This window comes from Pseudomonas putida (assembly GCF_028682175.1).
Taxonomy (GTDB): Bacteria; Pseudomonadota; Gammaproteobacteria; order Pseudomonadales; family Pseudomonadaceae; genus Aquipseudomonas; species Aquipseudomonas putida_AD.
On the sequence record NZ_JANHKS010000002.1, the window covers coordinates 186,859 to 212,158 of the forward strand.

The window sequence follows — 25,300 nt, forward strand, 5'->3', positions numbered from 1 at the left end:
CCAGATAAACAGCCCAACCGTCACAACAATTCGGACTATTGGGCTGTAATCCCTCTGAATGTGCGTGGCGCGGTTGGCAATCGGCGACTCATCGTCGCGTCAAGGCTGCGCCACCGTTGCGATGTGCTGCTTGAAGTAGTCGATCAACACCCGAAGCTTCGGTGTCGCATTGCGGCTCGACGGCCACAGCATCCACAGCGATCCTCTGTGGTCGGTAAACTCCGGCAGCACACGCTCAAGATGGCCGTCGCGCAACGCCTGAATCGTTGAAAAGTCCGCCAGACAGGCGATGCCCAGACCTTCAAGCGCCATGTGGGTCAGCGCATCGGTGGTGGTGCAGGCGATGACCCGGCCCAGTTCCGGGTCAGTGTCGGCGTCCGGATCGCGCACCGGCCAGCGTTCAAGGGAGCCGCTGGCCGGGAATTTGTGCAGCAGGCAGGCATGGTCGCGCAGTTGATCCGGGTGGGTGGGTCGGCCACGGCGGGCCAGGTAGTCGGGCGATGCCACCAGTTCCAGCTTGTATTCCCCCAGCTTGCGCGCCATCAGCCGCGAATCCGACGGCTGGCCGGTACGCACCACGGCATCGAAGCCTTCTTCGATCACGTCCACCATGCGGTCCGACAGGTCCACGTCCAGCTCGATCTGCGGGTAGGCCTGCATGAAACCGGTGAGCAGCGGGAAGATCAGCGTGTTCTGCAACGGCACGCTGATGCGCAACTTGCCGCGCGGCTCGTCGGCCAGTTGCGACAGCTCGATTTCCGCCTGCTCGGCCTCTTGAATGATGCGTTTGCAACGCGCCAGAAACAGCTCGCCTTCGGCGGTAAGGGTGACGCTGCGGGTGCTGCGGTGAAACAGCCGCACCCCCAGGCGCTCTTCCATGCGCGACACGCTCTTGCCGACCGCCGAAGACGAAATTTCCATCAGGCGGCCGGCCTCGGTAAAGCTGCGTGTTTCAGCGACCTGCACAAAGGCCATGATGCCACTGAGACTGTCCAGCATGAGAGCTCCCGACGGAATGGATGATCACGTCGCGCCATTCTATGCCCCTGACGGTGGCGGCACATCACTCTGTGGGTTGCACAACCGCAATGGCCTCGATTTCGATCATGGCGCGAGGGTCGTAGAGCGCCTTGATCTCGGCGATGGTATCAGCGGGATACGGGGCGGAGAAAAACCGGCGACGCAGCTCGACGACTTCATCGAAGTGCCCCATGTCCGTCACGAAGATGGTCACCTTGATGACGTTGGCGAGGGTCGAGCCACCTGCAATCAACGCCCGGTTGAGGTTGGCGAAGGCATGCTCACCCTGGGCGAGAAATCCGCCTTCGACGATCTGCCCATCGGAGCCACTTCCGGCCTGCCCGGAGATGAACAAGAGGTTTCCAAACTTGATGCCCTGCGACAGCAGGTAGGGTTCGTAGGGATCGGGTTGGGTGATGATACGTTCGAACATGGTTGGCTCCAGAGTGAGAAAGATGACACGGCATGGGTGAGTTCAGATCACCAGATGACCGGTAGCGGCAATACTGATCTCGCACCGCCAGGCGGGCAAACGATAAGAAATCAGGTATAAGATGATCTGAAATCATCTGTCTTGACTGGTTGGTCCATGCGTCGATTACCGCCTCTCTCATCACTGCGCGCTTTCGAAGCGGCAGCCAGGCACGGCAGTTTCAAGCAGGCCGCTCACGAGTTGGCGGTGACGCCGACTGCGATCAGCCACCGCGTACGGGCACTTGAGGAATACACCCAGCTTCAGCTCTTTGTGCGGACCGTGCGCCAGGTCACGCTGACCGAGGCAGGCTCAGTGCTGTATCCCGTTCTGAAACAGGGCTTTGATGCATTCGAGACAGTGTTGCAGCAGCTCACCCAGGCGAGTCAGCGCAAGCGTGTCACCATCACTGCCACCCATGCGTTCACCGCAAAGTGGCTGATGCCTCGAATTTCCCGTTTTCATGCATTGCACCCTGATATTGATTTGCAGATTCAGGCCAGCGACCGGGCCATCGAGCTGACCGGCCAGACGTTCGACATCGCTTTGCGCTACGGGCGGGGCCCCTATCCCGGATTCAACGCACAGGCCATGTTGACTGACGAATATGCCCCGGTGAGCAACCCGTTACTGCAGGTCAGGGACCTGTCGGCGCTTGGCTCGGTGCCCTTGATCCACTTTGAATGGGCGAGGGAAAGTGCCGACAACCCGACCTGGCAGAAGTGGCTGGACCAGGCGGGTCTGTCGGGGACAGCGCTTCATGGACAGTTGCGCTATTCGGATGAGGGGCACGCCATCCAGGCCGCCGTGGCCGGCCAGGGTATCGCCCTGCTCAGCCTTGCATTAGTCGCCGAAGAACTTGCCGCCGGCCACCTGATACAACCCTTTGGGCCTTCGATCACCGGCTATACCTACCACCTGCTGACCCAGGCGGGAAAAGAGCCCAGCGTCTGGGTGCAGGACGTGGCTGACTGGCTTCGAGGAGAGTTTGAAGGGAGTGGTTGAGGGGGTTGGGCAGTAGTGATGAGCCAGGCTTGCCTGCATCGGCGACCTCGAAGCCGCCCCCGCCGGCAAGCCGTGCTGCTACGGGATGGAGGTGCAGCACCGAACGTGTCTCGCAGCGCCCCTGTAGGAGCGCGCTTGCCCGCGATGGCGTTGGTACATTCACGACATCTCTGTCAGGCGAAAAGGCCAGTCGCGGGCAAGCGCGCACCTAGGGGTTTGCGGCCGGACTCCCATCCCGCGCCCGCCGCAAATCCCGTAGCAGCCAGGCTTGCCCGCGGGCGCAATCTCAAAGGCGCCCCCTGTAGGAGCGCGCTTGCCCGCAATGGCGTTGGTACATTCACAACATCTCTGTCAGGCGAAAAGGCCAGTCGCGGGCAAGCGCGCTCCTACGGGTTTGCGGCCGGACACCAATCCCGCGCCCGCCGCAAATCCCGGAGCAGCCGGGCTTGCCCGCGGGCGCAATCTCAAAGGCGCCCCCTGTAGGAGCGCGCTTGCCCGCGACGACGTTGGTACATTCATAACATCTCTGTCAGGCGAAAAGGCCAGTCGCGGGCAAGCGCGCACCTAGGGGTTTGCGGCCGGACTCCCATCCCGCGCCCGCCGCAAATCCCGTAGCAGCCGGGCTTGCCCGCGGGCGCAATCTCAAAGGCGCCCCCTGTAGGAGCGCGCTTGCCCGCGATGACGTTGGCATTCACGACATCTCTGTCAGGCGAAAAGGCCAGTCGCGGGCAAGCGCGCTCCTACGGGTTTGCGGCCGGACACCCATCCTGCGCCCGCCGCAACTCCCCGCACTTGCAGCACTCTCCGGTCGAGGTTAAGGTCAAACCATGAACACCCAAGGTTTCGCCTCGACCACCACCTTCACGACCGCCATCGGCGGGTCGCGGGTGGTTGCGTGAAGTGATAACGCAGGACCCCAAAGACCCGCCAGCAATGGATCGGGTCTTTTTTTTGCCCCGATTTTCGCTGGCACCCATGCAAGGAAACGCATATGTACGCTCTGCTGATTCTCGACATGCAGGTTGGACTCGTTCACGGCCCTGACAAGCCTTGGCGCGGCGAGGCGGTGATCGACGCCCTGAACGCGCTCATGAGAGATGCACGGGAGCGCGGCGCTCCGATTTTTCTCGCACGCCACGTCGGCCCGGCAGGTTCTCCGATCGAACCGGGCAGCCCGCTCACCGAGCTTGTGCAAGAGCTGGAGCTGACAGGCGACGAACGCATCTTCCAGAAAACCCGCCCCAGCGCCTTCGTTCAGACAGACCTGGCCAGCCAGCTCAGTGAGCTCGGCTGCGAGGGCATCGTCGTGACCGGCATGAAAACCCAATACTGCGTCGACAGCACTTGCCGCGCCGCCCGCGATTGCGGGTTCGATGCCGTGCTGATCGCCGACGGGCACACCTGCTCCGACACCCCGACGCTGAGCGCAGAGGCCATCATCGCCCACCACAACGCAACACTGGCAGGACCCTTCTGTCGGGTGGTTCAGGCGAAGGACTGGCGTTTCTGAAACGACATCCCGGCGCCTTGAGCCTGCTCTGCCCTATGTTCGCCAGCGCACAGACGAAGCTGTTCCCGGATAGCCATACTCGGCGCTGGAAAGCCACGTCTTAAAGGCGCTGCTGGGCGCTGAAGGGCTACATCGGCGCACCTCTGAACATTCGCGCGATGAGAGCCACGCGCTTCAGGCTCACGACCTTATGACTAGCACATGGACACGCGTACGGGGAGTGGTTGCTCGCTTGTCCGGGATCCACCAGAACGGTTCGTTTTCCGCCTCCGGGTTTGAGTACGAGCCGATTCTGCGCTCCGAGCTGTTCAGCGCCGATCAGATGGCCAGCCATGGCATCGCCCTGGCCGGACAGCATCAACTGACGGCGCTGTCGGCCCGCGACTCGATGCTCAGCAGGCTCGATGACAACGAGGCCTTGCTCAAGCGCAGTTGCACGGCGCTGTCCGAGGCTCAGGTGTCGAGCCGTCGCGTCACCCCGGCAGCCGAGTGGCTGCTGGACAATTACTTCCTGATCGAAGAACACATTCGCACCGCCAGGACCCACCTGCCCAAAGGCTACAGCCGTGAGTTGCCACGCCTGATCAACGGCCCTTCCGCCGGGCTGCCGCGGGTCTACGACATCGCCCTGGAGACGATTTCCCACGGCGATGGACGGGTCGACGAACAGAGCCTGGGCCGCTTCATTTTCTCGTATCAGACCGTCATGCCGCTGGCGCTTGGAGAGCTGTGGGCGGTGCCGATCATGTTGCGCCTGGCGCTGATCGAGAACCTGCGCCGTGTCGCTTCGCGGGTGATGGCCAACGCAGATGATCGCAACCTGGCCGACGACTGGGCCGAGCGCCTGATCGAAACCTCGGAGCGCGACATCAAGAGCGTGGTGCTGACCGTGGCCGACATGGCCCGCTCCACCCCACCGATGACGGCGGCTTTCGTCGCCGAATTCACCCGCCGGTTGCAGGGCCAGAGCGCAGCCCTGGCGTTACCGCTGAACTGGATCGAGCAGATGCTGGGCGAAAAAGGCTCAAGCATCGAGCGTCAGGTTCAGCTCGACGCCCAGCAGCAGGCCGCCGACCAGGTGTCCATCAGCAACAGCATCGGCAGCCTGCGCCTGTTGTCCGCGACGGACTGGCGCGAGTTCGTCGAGTCGATGAGCCACGTCGAACAGACGCTGTGCGAAGACCCGGCAGCGGTCTACCGGACCATGGACTTCCGCACCCGGGACAGCTACCGGCATGTCATCGAACGCCTGGCCCGGCGCACTGCGCAGCATTCCGAAACTCAAGTGGCGCGGGTGGCCATCGATCTTGCGACGGCCCAGGCGGCGACGGTCTCCTGTGAGGTGCTGGCGCGGCATGTCGGGTATTACCTGATCAGCGACGGGCTACCTGTACTGGAGCGCGCACTCAAGGCTCGCGTGCCGGTCCATGAGCGCTGGAAACGCCTGTTGCAGCGCTCGCCGCTGATGTTTTACCTGGCCCCGGTGTCGCTGCTGACACTGGTGTTTGCCGGACCGTTGCTGGCGTCCGCGCACCGCGACCGCATGCCGGACCTCGCGCTGCTGGTGCTGGCAGTTCCGTGCCTGATCATGGTCAGCCGGCTGGCGATCAGCCTGATCAACTGGCTGGTGACGTTCAGCCTGCTGCCTTCCGTGCTGCCCAAGATGGATTACGCCCATGGCATCCCCGACGACGCCCGCACCCTGGTGGTGATTCCCACGCTGATTGCCAACCTGGCCGATGTCGATGAACTGGTGGAAGGCCTCGAGGTGCGTTTTCTCGCCAACCGCGACAGCAACCTGTATTTCGCCCTGCTCAGCGATTTGCTCGACGCCGCTGAAGAAGTCCTGCCTCAGGACGCCGAGCTGATTGCCCGGGCCTCGGAGGCGATCACCCTGCTCAACCGCAAGTACGCCGACGGCATCACCGACCGGTTTTTCCTGCTGCACCGGCCCCGTCGCTGGAATCCGGGCGAACGGGTGTGGATGGGCCACGAGCGCAAGCGCGGCAAGCTGATCGAACTCAACGCGCTGCTGCGCGGCAGTGGGCGGGAGTGTTTCAACGCCATCGTCGGGGACATCACCCCACTGCAAAGCGCCCGCTACGTGATCACACTGGACACCGACACCCTGCTGCCCCGTGACGCCGCGCAGCAATGCGTGGCCGCCATGATGCACCCGCTGAACCGTCCGCTGTTCGATGCCATGGGCAAACAGATCATCGCCGGCTACGCGGTGTTGCAGCCGCGGGTGGGTATCAGCCTGACCAGCGTCACCCGTTCGACCTACGCGCGAGTGTTTGGCAGCGACGCCGGGGTCGACCCCTATACCCGCGCGGTGTCCGATGTGTATCAGGACCTGTTCCAGCAGGGCTCGTTCATCGGCAAGGGCATCTATGACGTGGATGCATTCACCTGCGCGCTGGATGGCTGCCTGCCCAATAACCAGATCCTCAGCCACGACCTGATCGAAGGCTGCTATGCGCGCTCCGGCCTGCTCAGTGACGTACAGCTGTATGAGCAATATCCTTCGGGCTACGGCGCCGATGTCAAACGTCGGCACCGCTGGATTCGCGGGGACTGGCAGTTGTTGCCGTGGGTCGCGCCCTGGACCCGCAACGCGACCGGCGAGTGGGTGCACAACCGGCTCAGTGTCATGGCGCGCTGGAAGATTCTCGACAACCTGAGGCGCAGTCTGGAGCCGCTCTCCACCCTGACCATGCTGGGCTGGGCGTGGCTGGCCAGCAGCGAACCGCTGGGCTGGACGCTGACGGTTGTCGGCTTGCTGGTGGTTCAACCGCTGCTTCGCAGCGTCACCGAGCTGATGCAGCCACCGGCCGGCGTGCCCTACCGGCAGCACCTTCTGGCGCTGATGGGTGACCTGGGACAGGAGCTTGCCCGCGTCTGCCTGACACTCGCCTGGTTGCCGTTCGAGATGCTGTACAGCACCGACGCCATCCTGCGCTCGCTGTGGCGGCTCGGTTTCAGCCGGCGCCTACTGTTGCAGTGGCAACCGTCGCGGGAGGTCGAGCGCATGAAGCAAAGCCGGCTGCCTGGTTTCTATCGACTGATGTGGATCGCGCCGACGCTGGCACTGCTGACAGTCGCGGCGCTGCTCGACACTCCGCTGACCCTGCTGATCGCAAGCCCCCTGCTGCTGGCGTGGCTGGCGGGTCCATGGATCGCCTGGCGTCTCAGCTCGCCCGCCGAGGGATCAGTGTTCAAACCCTCGGCGCAGGACCTGCGTTTTCTGCACGTGCTGGCTCGTCGGACCTGGGCCTTCTTCGACCAGTACGTCGGTCCCCAGGACAACTGGCTCCCGCCCGACAACGTGCAGGAAGCACCGAAGGCGGCCATCGCTCATCGCACCTCGCCGACCAATATGGGCATGTCGTTGCTGGCGCATCTGGCCGCCCATGACTTCGGCTACCTCAGCACCGAACGCCTGCTGACACGGCTGGCCGCCTCCCTGGACAGCATGCACAGCCTCGAACGGCACCGGGAGCATTTCTACAACTGGTACGACACGCAAACCCGCGAGCCTTTGCGGCCGCGCTATGTCTCGACCGTCGACAGCGGCAACCTGGCCGGGGTATTGCTGACATTGGGTACTGGCCTCGGGCAGATCGCTGACACCCCGATGAGCCCACTGGCCGTGCTCAGCGGCCTGCGCGACACCCTGGACACCTTGATCCAGGCCCGGCACGCCAATGAATCCGACCCGCTCAGTCAACTGCGAACAGCCCTTGAACGCGCCGGGCAGACGCCGGATGCGGACACCCTGGCCGACCTGCTGCACACAGCCCGCATGACGGTTTCAGACGCTGAACTGGCGGGCGATGAGGAAAGCATCTATTGGCAGCAAGCCTTCGTCAGCCAATGCACCGACTGGACCGACGAACTGCAGCGATACCGGCTCCCGACGCCCTTGGCCGGACCCAGGCTTACGCCCTTTACCCTGCGCCAGCTGGCAAGCCTGGACACCGCAGAGTGGAATATCGAGCAGCTCAGCGATATCGAACAGGTGCGCAACAGTGCCAGGGACCGGCTCAAGGTACTGGACCGGTTGAGCGCGCTGACCGGCGAGATGGCGCAGATGGACTTCTCGTTGCTCTACGACAGTCAGCGCGATCTCTTTGTCATCGGCTACAACGCTGACGAGCGCCGGCTCGACACCGGCTATTACGACCTGTTGGCGTCCGAGGTGCGGCTGACCAACTACGTGACCATCGCCCAGGGGCAGACGCCCCAGCGCGCGTGGTTCACCCTCGGCAGGTTGCTGGGGGAAAACGCAGGGGTGCCGACACTGCTTTCGTGGTCCGGGTCGATGTTCGAATACCTGATGCCGATGCTGGTGATGCCCAACTATGACGGCAGCCTGCTGGACCAGACCTGCCGTGCCGCCGTGGCCGTACAGATCGAACACGGCAAGGCGCTGGGCATTCCCTGGGGCGTGTCGGAATCGGGGTATTACACCCTCGATGCGCACCTGAACTATCAATACCGCGCCTTTGGCGTTCAGGGCCTGGGCCTCAAGCGCGGGCTGAGCGACGACATCGTGATCGCCCCCTACGCCAGCGCGCTGGCGCTGATGATCGATGCCAACGCGGCCTGCAAAAACCTGCAACGCCTGACCTTGCAGGGCGCCTCGGGGCGTTTCGGGATGTACGAGGCGGTGGACTACACCGAGGCGCGCTTGCCACGCAGCCAGCCGTTCGCCGTGGTCCAGTCGTTCATGGCGCACCACCAGGGCATGAGCCTGCTGGCCTTGACCAGCCTGCTGCTCGACCACCCCATGCAACGGCGCTTCGCAGCAGATCCTGCGCTGCAATCGGCGCTGTTGCTGTTGCAGGAACGGGTGCCCAAAGCCGCCGCGCCGTACCTTAAAACCGAGCAATCGCCGGTGCTCGGCGACGGTGGCCAGGACCCGGGCCTGAGGGTGTTCGCCGACCCCGGCCGCAAACGCCCCGCCGTGCAGTTGCTGTCCAACGGCCGCTACCACGTGATGCTGACCAGTGGCGGCGGTGGCTACAGCCGTCGCAACGACATGGCCGTCACCCGCTGGCAGGAAGACACCACCCAGGACAACTGGGGCATGTTCTGCTATCTGCGCGACGTCGACACCGCCACGGTCTGGTCGGCGGCCTATCAGCCCACGCTGCATCAGCCCGAAAGCCACGAAACCATTTTCAGTGATTCCCGGGCCGAGTTCAGGGCGCGCAACCTGGATTTCGATACCCACCTGGAAATCGTCGTCTCGCCGGAGGACGACATCGAACTGCGGCGCCTGCACGTCACCAACCGCGCCGCCTTCGCCAAGACGCTGGAGATCACCACCTACGCCGAAGTGGTGCTGGCCAGCCCAAGCAATGACGCCATGCACCCAGCCTTCAGCAAGCTGTTCGTACAGACCGAACTGCTGCCCTCGCTGCAAGCCATCCTGTGCAGCCGCAGGCCCCGCGCCAGCGATGAACCGACGCCCTGGATGTGCCATCTACTGGCGGCCCATGGCGTCGACATCGACGAGATTTCCTATGAAACCGATCGCATGCGGTTCATTGGCCGGGGACGCAGCCTGGTCTCGCCAGCGGCACTGGACGCCGACAGCGGGCAGCTGTCGAACACCGCAGGCCCGGTCCTCGACCCGGTGGTCGCGATCCGCTGCCGGATCACCCTGCAACCCGGCCAGCAAGGAACCATCGACCTGGTGACCGGGGCCGCCGACAGCCGCGACGACTGTCTGTCACTGATCAACAAATACCGCGACCGTCATCTGGCCGATCGCGTGTTCGACCTGTCCTGGACCCATAGCCAGGTGCTGCTGCGCCAGCTCAATGCGTCTTTGCCCGATGCCCGTTTGTTCGAACAGATGGCCTCCTCCCTGCTCTACGCCAACACCTCGATGCGCGCCGACGCTGCCGTGCTGGTCGCCAACCACCGCAACCAGTCAGGGCTCTGGGGACAGGCGATCTCCGGCGACCTGCCCATCGTGCTGTTGCAGATCTACAGCCTGGACAACATCGAGCTGGTCCGGCAACTGGTGCAGGCCCACGCCTATTGGAGGCAAAAGGGGCTGGTGGTGGACTTGCTGATCTGGAACGAGGATCAGGCGGGCTATCGTCAGCAGTTGCAGGACGCGATCATGGGATTGATCACCTCCGGCAGCGAGGCGACCCTGCTGGATCGTCCGGGCGGCATCTTCGTGCGGCCCGCCCAGCAGATCTCCGCCGAAGACCGTGTGCTGGTCCTGTCCGTGGCGCGGCTGGTGCTGAGCGAAGGCTTCGGTACCCTGGCCGAGCAGGTGCATCGGCGCAGGGTTTCACCGGTGCATGGACCGTTCGTGGCAACGCGGCAGCACCAGGCAACGTCAAGCTCGGTCAGGCCCAGCCACTCGCCGTTGCTGCTGAGCAATGCCTACGGCGGTTTCAGTGCCGATGGCAGCGAATACATCATTACCGGCCTGGCGTCCCAGCCGACGCCCGCACCCTGGGTCAACGTGCTGGCCAACGGGCAATTGGGCACCGTGGTGTCGCAGGCCGGCAGCGCCTACACCTGGGCGGAAAACGCCCATGAGTTTCGCCTGAGCCCCTGGCACAACGACCCGGTCACCGATCGCAGCGGCGAAGCGATCTACCTGCGCGACGAAGAAACCGGGCATTTCTGGTCGCCAGCGCCACAGCCCTGCCCCGGCGCCGGCCCGTACCGGACCCGCCATGGCTTCGGCTATAGCGTGTTCGAACATGAAGAAGACGGCATTCACAGCGAGCTGTGGGTCTACGTGGCGCTGGACGCCCCCATCAAGTTTTCCCGATTGCTGCTGACCAACCGCTCCGGTCGCGCCCGCTCGCTGTCGGTCACGGGCTACGTGGAATGGGTGCTGGGCGATCTGCGCAGCAAGTCGGCGATGCACGTAGTGACCCAGTCGGACCCGGTGACAGGCGCCCTCTTCGCCCGCAATGCCTATTCGCTGGAGTTTTCAGAAAGGGTGGCGTTCTTCGACACCGACACCGTCGAGCATGGCGTCAGCGCCGACCGCACCGAATTCCTGGGCCGTAGCGGAACCCTGGCAGCGCCCGCCGCCATGGGCCATGCCGGGTTATCGGGCCGGGTCGGTGCCGGCCTGGACCCTTGCGCGGCGCTGCAAGTGGCGGTCGAGCTGGCGGACGGGCAAAACAGGGAAGTCATCCTGCGCCTGGGTGCAGAGACCTCGACCCAGGCCGCGACCCACCTGGTGCAACGCTTCAGGGGCAGCCAGGCCGCCGCAGCGGAACTGCAGAAGGTCCGCGAGCACTGGCGCTCGGTGCTGGGCGTGATTCGCATCGAAACCTGCGCCCCATCGGTGGACGTCATGGTCAATGGCTGGCTGATGTACCAGGTCATTGCCTGCCGCTTCCAGGCACGCAGCGGTTACTACCAGTCCGGCGGCGCCATTGGCTTTCGCGATCAGTTGCAAGACAGCATGGCGATGATTCATGCCGACCCTGCCGCCGTGCGCGCGCACTTGTTGCTGTGCGCCGGGCATCAATACGCCGATGGCGACGTGCAGCACTGGTGGCACCCGCCGATGAACCGCGGGGTGCGCACGGCCTGTTCTGACGATTTCCTGTGGCTGGCCGCAGCCACCAGTCGTTATGTGGAGATGACCGGCGACGTTGCGGTACTCAACGAAACGGCGAGCTATCTGGAAGGTCGCCCGCTGGCGCTTGGTGAGGAGTCCTACTACGACCTGCCGGGCACTTCGGCCTTGCACGAAACGCTGTACCAGCACTGCGTACGCGCCATCGAGCACAGCCTGCGCCGCGGTCGCCACGGTTTGCCGCTGATGGGCAGCGGCGACTGGAACGACGGCATGAATCGCGTGGGTCACCTGGGCGAAGGCGAAAGTGTCTGGCTGGGTTTCTTCGGTCATCAGGTGCTGGAGCAGTTCGCTGCAACGGCACGGCTGCAGGGCGATCAGGCGTTCGCCAAACGGTGCAACGAACAGGCGCACCTGTTGCGTCGTCACCTGGACCAGAACGCCTGGGACGGCGCCTGGTACCGGCGCGCCTGGTTCGACGACGGCCAGTTGCTCGGCTCGGCGAGCAACGAGGAATGCCGCATCGACTCGATTGCGCAAAGCTGGTCAGTACTGTCGGGGGCGGCGTCACCCGCACGTCAGCGCCAGGCGATGGCGTCACTGGACGAGCACCTGATCAAACGCGACATCCGCGCCGTGTTGCTGCTTGACCCTCCGTTCGACAAGGGCAATCTTGAGCCCGGCTACATCAAGGGCTACGTGCCCGGCGTGCGGGAAAACGGCGGTCAATACACCCATGCGGCGGTCTGGGCAGGCATGGCCTTCGCTCAACTGGGTGATGCCGGCAAAGCCTGGGAGGTGCTGAACCTGATCAACCCCGCCGACCCTGCCAACCATGGACGGATCGACACCTACAAGGTCGAGCCCTACGTCATGGCCGCCGATGTCTACGGAACCGCGCCCCATGCCGGTCGCGGCGGCTGGACCTGGTACACCGGGTCTGCCGGGTGGATGTACCGCCTGATCGTCGAGTCGCTGCTGGGCGTGCAGCGGGTCGGCACGACGCTCAGCCTCGAACCGCTGCTGCCGGCCGGCTGGCCGGGGTTCATCCTGTACTACCGGCTGGGCGAGGCCCTGTATCACTTCGACATCCGCCAGGGCAGCGCGCTCTCGACCTCGATGATCCGCGACGGCCAGCCCCTGGACAGCAACGTGCTGACACTCGACGGCGAACGCGGTGAGCACTGGATTCAGGTCGATTGCCGCGCCCCATCGCCCCGACCTCAGGCGCTGGAATACGTGCAGGCCGTCGATGAATCACGATAAGCCCACAGTGCCGGGGTCCAAGGGGAGTACCCTGACCCGGTACGCCCTATCCTTGATCACGGTGCCTTGCCATGCCTGCCCCACCCCAGCCCAGCGACAACCACCTGCTCGCCGCGCTCCCGGCGGACGACCTCAAGCGCCTGGCGCCTCATCTGGAGCAGGTGCCACTGGCCTTGGGCGATGTGCTGTATGAACCGGGCGATACCCTGCGCCACGTGTATTTCCCCACCGACTCGATCGTGTCGCTGCTGCATGTCACGGAAAACGGCTCGTCCGCCGAAATCGCGGTGGTGGGCAATGAGGGGCTGATCGGAATCGCGCTGTTCATGGGTGGCGAGAGCACCTCCAGCCGCGCCGTGGTGCAGAGTGCGGGGGTCGCGTTCAGGCTTCCCGGGCAGAAACTGAAGAAGGAGTTCAACCGCCACGGCGATCTGCTCCTGCTGATGCTGCGCTATACCCAGGCGCTGATCACCCAGATGTCGCAGACCGCGCTGTGCAACCGTCACCACTCCATCGACCAGCAACTGTGCCGCTGGCTGCTGCTGTCACTGGATCGCCTGCAGGGCAATCGCCTGAACATGACGCAGGAACTGATCGCCAACATGCTCGGCGTACGTCGCGAAGGCGTGACGGAAGCAGCGGGTAAACTGCAACGCCAGGGCGTCATCGAATACAGCCGCGGACAGATTACGGTGCTCGACCGTCCGCGACTGGAGCGCCTGAGTTGCGAGTGCTACCTGGTGGTCAAGACCGAAACCGACCGCCTGCTGCACTACACCCGTCGTCAGGACGAGTGATTGCCAGACAGCTGCCTGCGGCGCATCAGGCGATAGGCGGCTGGTAATACGAAGAGTGAAAGCAGCGGAGCAGTGACCATGCCGCCGACCATCGGCGCGGCGATGCGGCTCATGACTTCGCCGCCCGATCCGCTGCCGGACAGGATCGGCAGCAGGCCGGCGAGAATGACCGCCACCGTCATCGCCTTGGGCCGCACACGCTGTACGGCGCCCTGGCGAATCGCTTCGATCAGCCCTGACTCCGAGCCCTCGCCCAGGCTTTGCCGCTCTGCCCAGGCATTCTTCAGGTACAGCAGCATGATCACGCCGAACTCGGCGGAAACCCCGGCCAGTGCAATGAAGCCAACCCCCGTGGCGACCGACAGGTTGAAGCCGAGCAGATAGAGGAACCAGGCCCCGCCGGTGAGCGCGAACGGGAGCGTGGCCATGATCAGCAGCGCCTCATCGACTCGGGAAAAGGTCAGGTACAGCAGGACGAAGATGATCAGCAGAGTCGCCGGCACGACCAGCTTCAGCCGCGCATTGGCCCGTTCAAGGAACTCGAACTGCCCCGAATAGCTCAGGCTCATCCCCGGCTGCAAGGTGACCTGCTGCCCGATGGCCTGGCGCAGATCGCCGACCACCGAAGCCAGGTCCCTGCCGCGCACATCGATGTACACCCAGCCAGAAGGCCGTGCGTTCTCGCTCTTGAGCATGGGAGGGCCGTCCGTGACCTTGATCTTCGCCACCGTGCCCAGGGTGATCTGGCTGCCCTGAGGCGTGTAGATCGGCAACTGTTCAAGCGCGCCGACCGAATCACGCCATTCCCGCGGGTAACGCAGGTTGATGGGGAAACGCGCCAGCCCTTCAATGGTTTCGCCGACGTTTTCCCCGCCAATGGCTCCGGACACGATGGATTGCACGTCGGCGATGTTCAGCCCATAACGCGCGGCTGCCTTGCGGTCGATATCGACGTCGATGTAGCGCCCGCCCGTGAGCCGTTCTGCCAGCGCCGAACTGACGCCGGGCACGGTCTTGGCCACCCGTTCCACGGCCTGGGTCGCGGCATCGATCTGGGTCAGGTCCGTCCCCGCGACCTTGACGCCAACGGGGCTCTTGATCCCGGTGGCGAGCATGTCGATGCGGTTACGGATCGGCGGAATCCAGATGTTGGTCAGCCCTGGAACCCGCACCACGCGGTCCAGTTCTTCCACCAGTTTCTGCGGGGTCATGCCCGGCCGCCATTGCTCCCGAGGCTTGAATGCAATGGTGGTTTCGAACATCTCCAGCGGTGCAGGGTCCGTGGCGCTTTCAGCGCGACCGGCCTTGCCGGAAACGTGCTCGACCTCGGGAATGGTCTTGATCAACCGATCCGTCTGTTGCAACAACTGCGCAGCCTTCTGCGCCGACAGGCCTGGAAGCGCCGACGGCATATACAGCAGATCCCCTTCGTCCAGCGGCGGAAGAAACTCGCCGCCCAATCGCGACAGTGGCCACAGCACGCTGGCGAACACCAGGGCTGCGATCAGCAGAGTCGTCCTGGGACGATTCAGGACGGTATCCAGCGCCGGCCGGTAGATCCCGACCAGCAACCGGTTCAGCGGGTTGCGCTGCTCATCGGGAAGCCGCCCGCGAATCCAGTAGCCCATCAGCACCGGCACCAGGGTCACGGACAAGCCCGCCGCTGCCGCCATGGCGTAGGTCTTGGTAAACGCCAGCGGCCCGAACAGCCGCCCTTCCTGGGCTTCAAGGGTGAACACCGGAATGAACGACAAGGTGATGATGAGCAGGCAGAAAAACAGCGCGGGGCCGACTTCGGTTGCCGCTTCGGTCATCACCCGCCAATGCTCCGGCCCCTTCAACACCTGCCCGGGATGGGCGAGGTGCCAGGCTTCAACCTTCTTGTGTGCGTTCTCGATCATCACCACGGCGGCATCGACCATCGCACCAATGGCGATGGCGATGCCGCCCAGCGACATGATGTTGGCGTTGATCCCCTGATGGCGCATGACGATAAACGCAATCAACACGCCCACCGGCAAGGAGATGATCGCCACCAGCGAGGATCGCAGGTGCCACAGGAAAACCCCGCACACCAGGGCGACCACGATGAACTCCTCGATCAGCTTGTGGCTGAGATTCTCCACCGCGCGGTCGATCAACTTGCTGCGGTCGTAGGTGGTGACAATCTCCACCCCTGCCGGCAAGCTGCGTTTGAGCTGTTCAAGCTTGACCTTGACCGCCGCGATGGTCTCCCGGGCGTTCTTGCCGCTGCGCAGCACCACGACGCCGCCCACGGTTTCACCCTGGCCGTCGAGTTCGCTGATGCCACGGCGCATTTCCGGCCCGAGCTGGACCGTGGCGACATCACCCAGGGTGACAGGCACCCCATCCGCCCCGATTTTCAGCGGGATGGCGCGAAAATCATCGAGGGTTTTCAGATAACCGGAGGCCCTGACGATGAACTCGGTTTCCGCCATCTCCAGCACGGCGCCTCCCGTTTCCCGGTTGGCCTTGCCGATGGCCGCACTGACGTCCGCCTGGGTGATGCCGAGGCTGGCCAGCCGCACGGGATCGAGCAGCACCTGGTACTGCCTGACCATGCCGCCGACCGTCGCGACCTCGGCGACGTTGGGCAGGGTCTTGAGTTCGAACTTGAGGAACCAGTCCTGCAGGGCACGCAATTGCGCCAGGTCATGGCCGCCGGTGCGATCCACCAGGGCATACTGGAAAATCCAGCCGACACCGGTGGCATCCGGGCCCAGCGCAGGTTTGGCGTTCGCTGGCAGCCGGCTCTGCACCTGGCTCAGGTATTCCAGCACGCGCGAGCGGGCCCAGTACGGATCGGTGCCGTCCTCGAACAACACGTAGACGAAACTGTCGCCGAAGAACGAATAGCCCCGCACCGTCCTGGCCCCCGGCACCGAAAGCATGGTCGTGGACAACGGATAGGTCACCTGATTCTCGACGATCTGCGGCGCCTGCCCCGCATAGGGGGTGCGGATGATCACCTGCACATCCGAAAGGTCCGGCAGTGCGTCGATGGGCGTATTGCTCAGCGACCAGAGCCCCCAGGCGGTCACGAACATCGTCGCCAGCAGCACCAGGAAGCGATTGGCGACTGACCATCTGATAACCGCGGCAATCATGGTCGGGCCCCCATGTCACGGGACGGCGCGGTGATGCCCTTGAGGCTGGCCTCCGAATCCAGCAGGAACTGGCCGGAGGCAACGACCTTCTGCCCCTCCTCCAGGCCTTGGGTGATGACAGTCCTGCCGTCACTCTCCTGCCCCAACTGCACTTCCACCGGACGATACCTGCCTGCGTCTTCCGCCAGCATGACCAGCGCCCGGCGCCCGGTACGAATCACCGCTTCGCTGGGCACCCACAGCACGCTCTGCTCGCCGGGATGGTGCAGGCGCACCTGGGCCGTCAGGCCGGGCCTGAGTTGCCCGTCCGGATTGGGCAGTTCCACCCGCACGCGAAGGGTGCGGCTGTCCGGATTGGTCTGCGGCAGAACCGCACTGACCTTGCCAGCCAGGGTCTTTCCCGGAAACGCCGGCAGGCGGGCTTCAACGCTTTGCCCGGTCACGACGGCACCGGCTTCGGATTCCGGGACGGCCACCGCCAGCCAGACGCTGTCCAGCCCGTTGATGCGCGCCAGCGTCTGCCCCGTCGCCAGGGTCATGCCGACGCGCAGATCCAACTCCTGCAGCACACCACCCATGGGGCTGGTGAGGGTCAGCAAGGGCTGAACCTTGCCGCTGCGCTCGACCTGCGCGATCAAGGCCGCCGGCATGCCGGTCAGACGAAGCCGTTGCCGCGCCGCGCTCAGCAGCGCTTCGTCGCCCTGGGCCTTGAGCGCCACGAACTCGGTCTGGGCAGCGGCCCAGTCCGGCACCAGGATATCGGCCAGCGGCGCATTCACCGCCACCACATCACCGGGGGCATGGGCGTAGACCCGCTCGACAAACCCGTTGGTGCGGGCCTGAACCACGGCGATATCGCGCTCGTTGAAGCCCAGCACCCCGGTGACGTCGAGGGTTGAATCAACGACGCCACGGGACACCACGCCCAGCCGCAACCCAAGGTTCTGGGTCAGGCCGGGGTCAATGCTCACGGAAGCCGCATCCCCTGAGCCCTCGGCATATCGGGGCACCAGTTGCATGTCCATGAAAGGCGACTTGCCCGGCTTGTCGAACTTCTGCTGGGGGTACATGGGGTCGTACCAGTACAGCGCCTGGCGCTGCTTCGATTCCTGCGGCGCACTTGCAACCTCGGGTGATGACAGACCACTGTCCGGCTGGCCTGCGAACCCGTATCCCCCCGCTGCTCCCAGCCCCAGACCCACGGCCAGGGACAACCCCGCCAGCACCACTGCATTCCACGGCTTGTTCATGAACGCGGCTCCCCATAGGCAAAATACAGGCGGGCACTGGTCAGGGCTCGCTGTTCCTCGACGTCGATCTGCTTGAGTCGCGCCTCGATGAGTTCACGACGGGCCGCGATGACCGCATTCAGATCGCCTTTGCCGGCCCGATAGCTCGCAAGGCCCAGTTCGACCTTCTGCTCGGCCAGCGGCACCAGGCTTTCACGGTTGCGCTGCACCGCCCGGCTCAGTCGCTGGTAGTCGGCCAGTTCGCTTTCCAGTTCGGCACTGTGCTCACGGGACAAGGCGTCGCGTTGCGCCTCGATCTGGCTGAGTTCGGCTTGCCTGGCGGCGATCCTCGGGTTTTGCCGGGAGTCCGGAAACAGCGGCAGATCCCACGAGAACTGCACGCTGACCATGTCGCCGAACTGACGATTGCGGTGCTGATAGTCCAGCTCCCAACTCCAGTCCGGACGTTTCTCGGCGATGGCTTCCTTCACCCTCGCCTGCGCCTGGCGCGTCATCGGGGCAAACGCCGCCAGCTCCGGATGGTGCTGCAGGGAGTGCGAATAGCCGGCTCCATCGACGGGCCAGTCCGGCAGGCTGCCCGCCGGTTCCTCGTCACCTGCTGCGCCGATCCAGCGCTTGAGCGCCGCACGAGCCTGGGTTCGCTTGAGGTTGAGGTCATCCTGCTGCTCGGCGAGCAGCGCCGCTTCCTGCCTGGGCGTCACGGCATCGGCAGGCTGCGCGCGCCCGGCGGCGATCTGCGCCTTGACGGTGTCGGCCAGCAGCCGGTTTTCCTTGTAGAAGTCCTGAAACAGCGCGTCCTTGCGTTCGACCGAATAGCGGCTGATCCACGCCATCGCTGTCGACTGACGCACGTTGAGGCGCTCGACCTGGCGCTCTGCCGCAGCCCGCTCAACGGCCGCATTGGCGACCTCGATCCGGGCGTTGCGCTTGTCGCGATTGGGTACTTCCTGTCTGACCCCGACCATTTGCATGGTCATGAAGTCATCGTTGACGCTCCAGCGATCCGGACCGCCCACGGGGTAGTTCTGCAAGCCTGCCAGCAGCTTGGGGTCGGGCAGTTCTCCAGCGGGGATGGCCGCGCGGCTGGCGGCCTGGATGTTGGCATCTCGTGCGACAAGCGAAGGCGCCTGAGTGTCTGCCAGCCGTAACGCTTCATCGAGCGTCAGGGTGGCAGCGAAACCCGGCCATGCAATCACGCTTGCCACCAGACCGGCCACCAGAGGCCAGCCGGTGCAATAGCACTTGGCGTTCATGTTGTTGATTCCTGAGTTCATTCACTGCGCGGGAAAAACAGACACGCGCAGGCAGTCCGCTTCGCCTTGGCGAAGCGGGGCTCAATGTCGAACAGGAATCAGGCGCGGGGCGGTCGCCACACCCCGGAAAGAGGCTGGGTAACAGAAGCATCGCTGACCAGCGAAAACACGACCGGAACCAGCGGAGTCACAGGCGGTTTGAACACCGAGATTTCCAGCATGCCGCCGGTCTTGCACTCCTGGCCCGGCTTGCATGGCTTGCCATGATCGGCAGGGTTTTTCAGGTCGTGGCTGTCGTTACAGCAGTCCATCCCCATGCCATCCATCATCGCCATGCCCATGGATTTCATCGGGCAGGGTTCCGTTGGCGCCTGAACACCCGCCATCCCGGTGAGGGGAAGCGCGAGACTGAGCATGAGAATGAGGCAGAACCGCAGGTAACGTTTCATATCGCAGCACTGTAATGACTGACAACGGCCCTGACAAATCGGGGATCGCGTGGAGGCAATAACAGCGGATCAGGGTTAAGGCAGCATTATGTGCTCAGGATGTGAGCACATGGCAGGGCGATGCGAAGCTGTATGACCTTCCACCGCCCTGCCAGGCGCGCTGTCACTTCAAGGCAGCGACCACGGCATCGAAGAACACCATGGGGTCCACGGGCTCTTTATCCGTGGGCTTGGGCTGGGCACCGAAGGTGACAATCACCACGTTATTGGCCGGGTTGAGGTAGATGTTCTGGCCCTGGATACCGATCGCTGCATAGGCACCGTCTTTCACCGACGGCTCGGTCCAGGCCGTCCACCACATGTAGCCGTAGTCCAGGGACTTGCCGTTTTTCAGGGTGGTCGGCAGGGTCGCTTCCCTGACCCAGCCTTCGGGCAGGATCGAGGCGTCGTTGATCTTGCCGCCGTTCATGAAGAACAGCCCGAAGCGTCCATAGTCACGCAGCGTGGCGCTGATGCCGCTGCCACCGATTTCCACGCCATCGGGCGAATCGAGCCACCAGCGGGCGTCGCTCTCCATCCCGAACGGCTGCCAGATCTTCTGCGACAGGTAATCGGCCAGCGGCATCTTCACGGCGCCACGAACGATTTCACCGAGTACCTGGGTTTCACCCGTGCTGTAGTTGTTAGTCGTGCCGGGCTCAGCCGCGCGCGGCAAACTGGCCATCAACGCCATGGCCGAATGAGGCGTCTGGGATATCTGCGCGTTCAACAGCGCGCGGCGATCGGACGCCGGATCGGTGTAGGTCTCGTTCCACTTCACCCCCGAAGACATCATCAGCACATTGCGCAGGGTCACGCCCTCGTAGGCGCTGCCCTTGAGTTGCGGGACGTAATCCACCACTTGCGCATCGAGACCCTTGATAAGCCCGTCCTTGATCGCGGCACCCGCAAGCGTCGAGGTGATGGACTTGGCCATCGACATCGACATCCAGCGGGTCTTCTCGGTGTTGCCGCGCTGGTAGTTCTCGAACACGATCTTGCCGTCCTTGAGCACCAGCATCGCAGTCACGCTGTTGAGTGCGACGTAGTCATACAGATCGTACTTCTTGTCTTCGAAGGTGAAGCGAACGTTGGGCAACTGTTTGTCTGATCGGGCCAGCGCATAGGGATGATTGCCGGCCTTGATCAGGTGCGTGGGAAACAGCCGGTCGATGTTGCGGTAGGTACTGACCGCCAGATCCGGGAACATGGCGCCGTCATAGATCTGCTCCACGGTCCCGATGGGTTCCTGCGCGTGTGGGTAGTCGTCGGCCAGGGCGGCCGAGGAGATGCCCGCCGCAAGCAGGCCCATTGAAAGAAGCAGCGAACGGCCAGGCGCGGCCGGACGAGAAATAGCGGATGAATGCATGACCTGTCCTTTTTTATTTTCCATTCACAACCATCAGGACGCGTGCGCCCGCTTGAACCATAGCCTACCGATTGCAAGTGCGCGGCGAGCGCTGAAGCTTCCTGCTGCCCGCACTTGACGGCAGATCAGGGGAGCCATCAAGCCTGGCGCTGTTGGCGCGAATGGTCATCTGCCCCGTCAGGGGGTCGGATCTTCGGCGTAAAAACGCGCGGCCTGGCGCACGGCATCCCGCACATGGGCACGAATGACGGGGGGCGCAAGCACCTCGATCTCGTCCGCGTTGGCCAGCAAAAACAGGCGTAAGCCCTGGGTGTCGAGAATCGAGCAGCGCAGCTCCCACTTGCCATCGGCCAGTGGGATGAGGACCTGCTGGTCTGCCAGCGGGTTTTCGCTGAGCCTGTTGTGCAGGTTGGCGCCCAGCCTGAGTCTGAGTTCCACGGGCTCATCGGCGTGAATGGTCATGAGATGCCGCTGCGCTTCAAGGGAATTGACGTCGAAGTCTTCAGGGTCCGGGATGTACAGGCTGCTGTCTTCAATCGCCACCACTCGGTGCAACATCAGTGCACAGAACGTCCCAGGCCCATTGCTGCTGTACTTGCCTCGCCTGGCGCCCGGTTGCGGTTCGCAGCCTTCGGGCCACTCTTCCTCCAGCACGTAGGCCGACAGGTAGATGTTGGAATCCTGATAGGAAAGCGCCAGGGGCTTGAGGTGGTAAATACATTCGACGCCACCTGCATCCCTGGGCAGATAGGTGACTTTCAGGGGCTGATTGAAAAACAGCGCGTCATGAATGCTATCGACATGCGCAGGGTCGAATTGCCCGGCCTTCAGCACCGTGAAACGGGTACCGGTGGTGATGCGTTTTGCCCAGTCGAACTTTCGAAACGGCACCCGGCTCATCACCTTGTCGACATGTGCACGCAATTTCTGCAGAACCTGCGCCGGTGCCTGCATGCCGAGCCTCGCCGCATGATCCAGCATCGCTGACAGGGTCACGGCCTCGGTGGGCAACAGGGTCAGATCGAGGGCAGGCCCCAGCCACACCCAGAAATTGGCTCGCTGGTCCGAGTCCTGCCGGACCTGCCTGACTTCGCCAATACGCTCAAGGGCCTCAAGGTCTCGTTGAGTGGTCTTGAGGATGTGGTGCTCCAGCCCCAACGCGGCACAAAGACGCTTGTGAATGACGGGCGTCGGCTGGGCTTCCTTGTAATCGGCCAGAATCTTGCGCAGGCAATCACGGCGATCATACAACTCTGATTTATTTTCCACGGTCATCCTGTTGCGGACACGATCTGTCCCTATCTGGTGTTTTTATGCTCTGGCTGGCAAGCAAACCCGCTCAATGGCGCCAGCACACGGGAGTATCCATGAATCGTCAAGCCTGTGCTGCAACGCCCCCCACGCAATCGCTGCAGGAAAAGATCGTCGAACTGGCCGTCGGCGGCATACCCGCCATCTGCCTCAAACAGGCCCTGGACCAGGACTTTCCTTTTCTGGACCAGGCGCAGTACCACGCGGCGCTGCTGGGCCTGCAGGAACTCGGCCGACTGGTCGGTGAAGTCCAGGAAGGCGAATGGTGTTTCAAGACCCTCGACGACACCGACCCTGACTATCACCCCCTGGAATACAGTCCCGAATTTGCCGAGCAGATGATTGCCGCTTCCTGCGGGGAGTTCGTCGAAATCGACGTCGACGAATTTCTCGCCCTGCTGGACGCCATGATCGCCGAGGCTCCAAGCGCCGGCCCTGACTCTTCCCGCTGAACGCCCAGCCGTGCTTCTCATTGCCCAAGACGTGTTCCGACTTCAGTGGACCTGAAGCCCTGTTGCGCGAAGGTTTTAAACGCTGCTGTGCTGGTTAATAGCGAAATGGCATTACCTACATTCGGCAGGTACAGTCGTCACCTGCGGAAAAAATCAATTCATTCAAGGATGTACGAAGTGAAGAAGTCGTCTTATCTGGCTCTCCCAGTGGTGCAACAATTCGTGACCTGGCTGAGCGACAACCTCGACAGCGAGACCTTCGCCCACAGCTACATCAATCGTCGCAGTGGTGCCTGGCAATGCAAGAGCCTGTATGACGCCTACGTCCAGTACGACTGGCGTCATCGCGGCGGCCATACCTTCGCCCACAGCGCAGCGACCCTGACATCCCTCGGCAAAGCGCTGCATGCCGCACTCACCTCGCCCGCCGACGATCAGGCTGCCCGTAGCGCGGCCACCGACGTCATGATCTGGGGCGGCGTGGTCGCCGGGAACGTGCGCTGGCTCAACGCCAACCAGAAGCTCGCCTCGGACCTGCTGGCCGTGCAGGCGGCGATCAATGCGCAAGACACGGCCGACGCCGTCCTGACCGATCGCCAGCTTCGCTTCAACGCGGGAATGACCAAAGTCTATTCGCTGCTCTGCGAGGGGTTCGTCATCTATGACAGCCGAGTCGCTGCCACGCTGGGCTGGGCCGTCAGAAAATTCTGCGAAGCCCGGCAGTTGGCCGCTGTACCCGCCGAACTGGGTTTCCCTTGGGCACCGGCCAAATCCACGCCCAACCACCCTGCCCCGAAAGACCGCAATCCGTCTTCTGGTGCGCTGACCTTTCCGAAGCTCAGCTCCGGGCCGCTTCACGCCCAGTGGAATCTCAAGGCCAGCTGGATACTGCAAGCTGTACTGCTCACACCCGCAGGCCAGGCCAGCCAGTTCACCAGCGACCCGTCTCTTGCGACGCCCGCCTTGCGACTGCGAGCGCTGGAAGCCGCATTGTTCATGATCGGCTATGACTTGAACCAGCACACGGCGAGTGCCTCGACGCAAGCTGCCGCAGTAATCGACGCCTGGATCGAATGCCAGACGCTGGCTCGCCGCAACCCGTTTCGTTATCGCTTCACTCCAACCGGCCTGGAGGTGGAGAACGGTCCACGCTTCACCCTCAAAGAGATGAATGAAACCCTCGACGTCCTGTGGAAACACTTCAACGCCGGCCCGTTCCCCTTGGCCAATAGCGTCAAGGGTGTGCCTAGCGGCACGGTCCCCATGGGCATGGGCACGGCGTATTACCGCGTCACCGGAAAGAGCTCGGCGTTCACCAGCAAGCTGGCAGCAGCCCTTGAGGACCTCAACGTCATCCTTCCCGTGCCACCGTCCCGTGGCTCGGGACTGCATTGGGTTCTGAACCTGGAAATGCTGCAACTCGACAGCCCATCCAGCCCGGCAGATGTCACGGCTGTGTTCGAGGAACTGGAAGCGGATCTGGCGGAGAGCTGATATGGCTTACGACCTGCCGGCTTCAGCCAGACGCGCTGAGCGGCCTTCCAGATACGCCTTCGGAGACAGCCCGGTTTCCTCGCGGAAACACTTGTAGAACGTCGACAGCGAACGAAACCCTGCGGCGCGGGCCAGATCGTCGACTTTCGTTGCGCCTGCGCCGTTTTCCAATTGACCCAGCAAGTGGCGCAAGCGCAGCTGGTTGATGTGCTGGTAGAAGCTGCAGCCCAGTACCTGATTGAGAAAGAAGGAGATCTGATTGCGCGTGTAGCCGGTGGCGGCGGCCACCTGTGCCATGTCTAGGTCGGGGTTCAGGTAAGGCTGTCGGGTCTGGAAATATTGCAGCAGGTCGCCGGCCAGGACGCTCAACTGGCGCGCAGACAAACCCAGGCGGCTGGAGGCCACACGCGAGGCAGATTGTGGCGCCGCGCCGTTGTGCTGCCCCACCAGCAGCGAATGCTCATTGACCCGCACCACTCGCCCATCCCGCACGGTCAACGCCTCGCACGCCTGGAACGACACCAGCCCCCGGGTGCCGCGCAACGTTACCTGGTACTGCAGGAAGGCCGTGTCGCCGTCCACGCGCAAGCGATCGACGTAGTGCTGGGTTTCATCGCCCTGCCCCGGCATGCTGGACAGCAGGTATTCACGCAACTCGTGGGGCGCGATGCGGCGGCCCTGGAAGAAATCGTTGTACTCGACCTGCGGATCGAGCAGCGTCAGCAGCGTGTCGATGTCCCGACGCTGCCAGGCCTGGTGATAACGCAGGATCAGCGCGTGGGTGTCGGCGCTGGCCGGGTCCTGCCGAAACGGCTGCGGGTCCAGGGAAGTCCGGGGTTTCTGACATTCATCTGGCTTGCTCATCGTCCCGCCATCTCTCCTGTTTTCCGCGCGTGCCCGCACATAACCGCC

The 25,300-nt window shown here is 63.6% G+C and carries 15 protein-coding genes; 6 read left to right on the forward strand and 9 right to left on the reverse strand.

Annotated elements, in window-relative coordinates; translation table 11 throughout:
* Positions 1-99: 99 nt before the first annotated feature.
* Both NPS29_RS02485 and NPS29_RS02490 read right to left on the reverse strand, forming a co-directional pair.
* Positions 100-996 (reverse strand): LysR family transcriptional regulator, encoded by an 897-nt coding sequence (locus NPS29_RS02485; RefSeq protein WP_274130603.1) that lies wholly within the window; start codon positions 994-996, stop codon positions 100-102.
* A 67-nt stretch (positions 997-1,063) separates the two neighbouring features.
* Positions 1,064-1,453: a RidA family protein gene (locus NPS29_RS02490; RefSeq protein ID WP_274130496.1), complete on the reverse strand. Its 390-nt coding sequence runs from the start codon at positions 1,451-1,453 to the stop codon at positions 1,064-1,066.
* Positions 1,454-1,609: 156 nt separating this feature from the next.
* Here NPS29_RS02490 and NPS29_RS02495 point away from each other — a divergent pair, with 156 nt between their 5' ends.
* The 4 genes from NPS29_RS02495 to NPS29_RS02510 all read left to right on the forward strand — a co-directional run bounded on the left by NPS29_RS02495 (position 1,610) and on the right by NPS29_RS02510 (position 13,643).
* Positions 1,610-2,497, forward strand: a complete 888-nt coding sequence (locus tag NPS29_RS02495; RefSeq protein ID WP_274130605.1) for a LysR substrate-binding domain-containing protein — start codon at positions 1,610-1,612, stop codon at positions 2,495-2,497.
* A 991-nt stretch (positions 2,498-3,488) separates the two neighbouring features.
* The gene (locus NPS29_RS02500) at positions 3,489-4,007 is read left to right on the forward strand and encodes a cysteine hydrolase family protein (protein ID WP_274130497.1); all 519 of its coding nucleotides are present in this window, start codon (positions 3,489-3,491) and stop codon (positions 4,005-4,007) included.
* A 190-nt stretch (positions 4,008-4,197) separates the two neighbouring features.
* Positions 4,198-12,846, forward strand: a complete 8,649-nt coding sequence (locus tag NPS29_RS02505) for a GH36-type glycosyl hydrolase domain-containing protein (protein WP_274130498.1) — start codon at positions 4,198-4,200, stop codon at positions 12,844-12,846.
* Positions 12,847-12,917: 71 nt separating this feature from the next.
* Positions 12,918-13,643 carry a Crp/Fnr family transcriptional regulator gene (locus NPS29_RS02510; protein ID WP_274130499.1) on the forward strand — a complete coding sequence of 242 codons (726 nt, stop codon included), beginning with the start codon at positions 12,918-12,920 and terminating at the stop codon, positions 13,641-13,643.
* On the opposite strand, the gene NPS29_RS02515 is transcribed toward NPS29_RS02510, so the two are convergent.
* From NPS29_RS02515 to NPS29_RS02540, 6 genes are all read right to left on the reverse strand, one after another.
* Positions 13,631-16,771, reverse strand: coding sequence for an efflux RND transporter permease subunit (locus NPS29_RS02515; protein ID WP_274130500.1), 3,141 nt, complete (start codon positions 16,769-16,771; stop codon positions 13,631-13,633). The genes NPS29_RS02510 and NPS29_RS02515 overlap by 13 nt on opposite strands.
* On the reverse strand, positions 16,768-18,021 hold the full coding sequence (locus tag NPS29_RS02520) for an efflux RND transporter periplasmic adaptor subunit (RefSeq protein ID WP_274130501.1): 1,254 nt from the start codon (positions 18,019-18,021) through the stop codon (positions 16,768-16,770). The genes NPS29_RS02515 and NPS29_RS02520 overlap by 4 nt, the downstream gene beginning before the upstream one ends.
* On the reverse strand, positions 18,018-19,274 hold the full coding sequence (locus NPS29_RS02525; protein ID WP_274130502.1) for a TolC family protein: 1,257 nt from the start codon (positions 19,272-19,274) through the stop codon (positions 18,018-18,020). The genes NPS29_RS02520 and NPS29_RS02525 overlap by 4 nt, the downstream gene beginning before the upstream one ends.
* Positions 19,275-19,372: 98 nt before the next feature.
* Positions 19,373-19,723: a hypothetical protein gene (locus NPS29_RS02530; RefSeq protein ID WP_274130503.1), complete on the reverse strand. Its 351-nt coding sequence runs from the start codon at positions 19,721-19,723 to the stop codon at positions 19,373-19,375.
* A 163-nt stretch (positions 19,724-19,886) separates the two neighbouring features.
* Positions 19,887-21,131 (reverse strand): serine hydrolase domain-containing protein, encoded by a 1,245-nt coding sequence (locus tag NPS29_RS02535; RefSeq protein WP_274130504.1) that lies wholly within the window; start codon positions 21,129-21,131, stop codon positions 19,887-19,889.
* 177 nt (positions 21,132-21,308) lie between these two features.
* Positions 21,309-22,400, reverse strand: a complete 1,092-nt coding sequence (locus NPS29_RS02540) for a helix-turn-helix transcriptional regulator (protein WP_274130505.1) — start codon at positions 22,398-22,400, stop codon at positions 21,309-21,311.
* A 98-nt stretch (positions 22,401-22,498) separates the two neighbouring features.
* On the opposite strand from NPS29_RS02540, the gene NPS29_RS02545 reads away from it, so the two are divergent.
* On the forward strand, positions 22,499-22,894 hold the full coding sequence (locus NPS29_RS02545) for a hypothetical protein (RefSeq protein ID WP_274130506.1): 396 nt from the start codon (positions 22,499-22,501) through the stop codon (positions 22,892-22,894).
* A gap of 177 nt (positions 22,895-23,071) precedes the next feature.
* The gene (locus NPS29_RS02550; protein WP_274130507.1) at positions 23,072-24,388 is read left to right on the forward strand and encodes a hypothetical protein; all 1,317 of its coding nucleotides are present in this window, start codon (positions 23,072-23,074) and stop codon (positions 24,386-24,388) included.
* A gap of 6 nt (positions 24,389-24,394) precedes the next feature.
* Here NPS29_RS02550 and NPS29_RS02555 read toward each other — a convergent pair whose 3' ends face one another.
* The gene (locus NPS29_RS02555) at positions 24,395-25,252 is read right to left on the reverse strand and encodes a nuclear transport factor 2 family protein (RefSeq protein ID WP_274130508.1); all 858 of its coding nucleotides are present in this window, start codon (positions 25,250-25,252) and stop codon (positions 24,395-24,397) included.
* Positions 25,253-25,300: the final 48 nt, after the last annotated feature.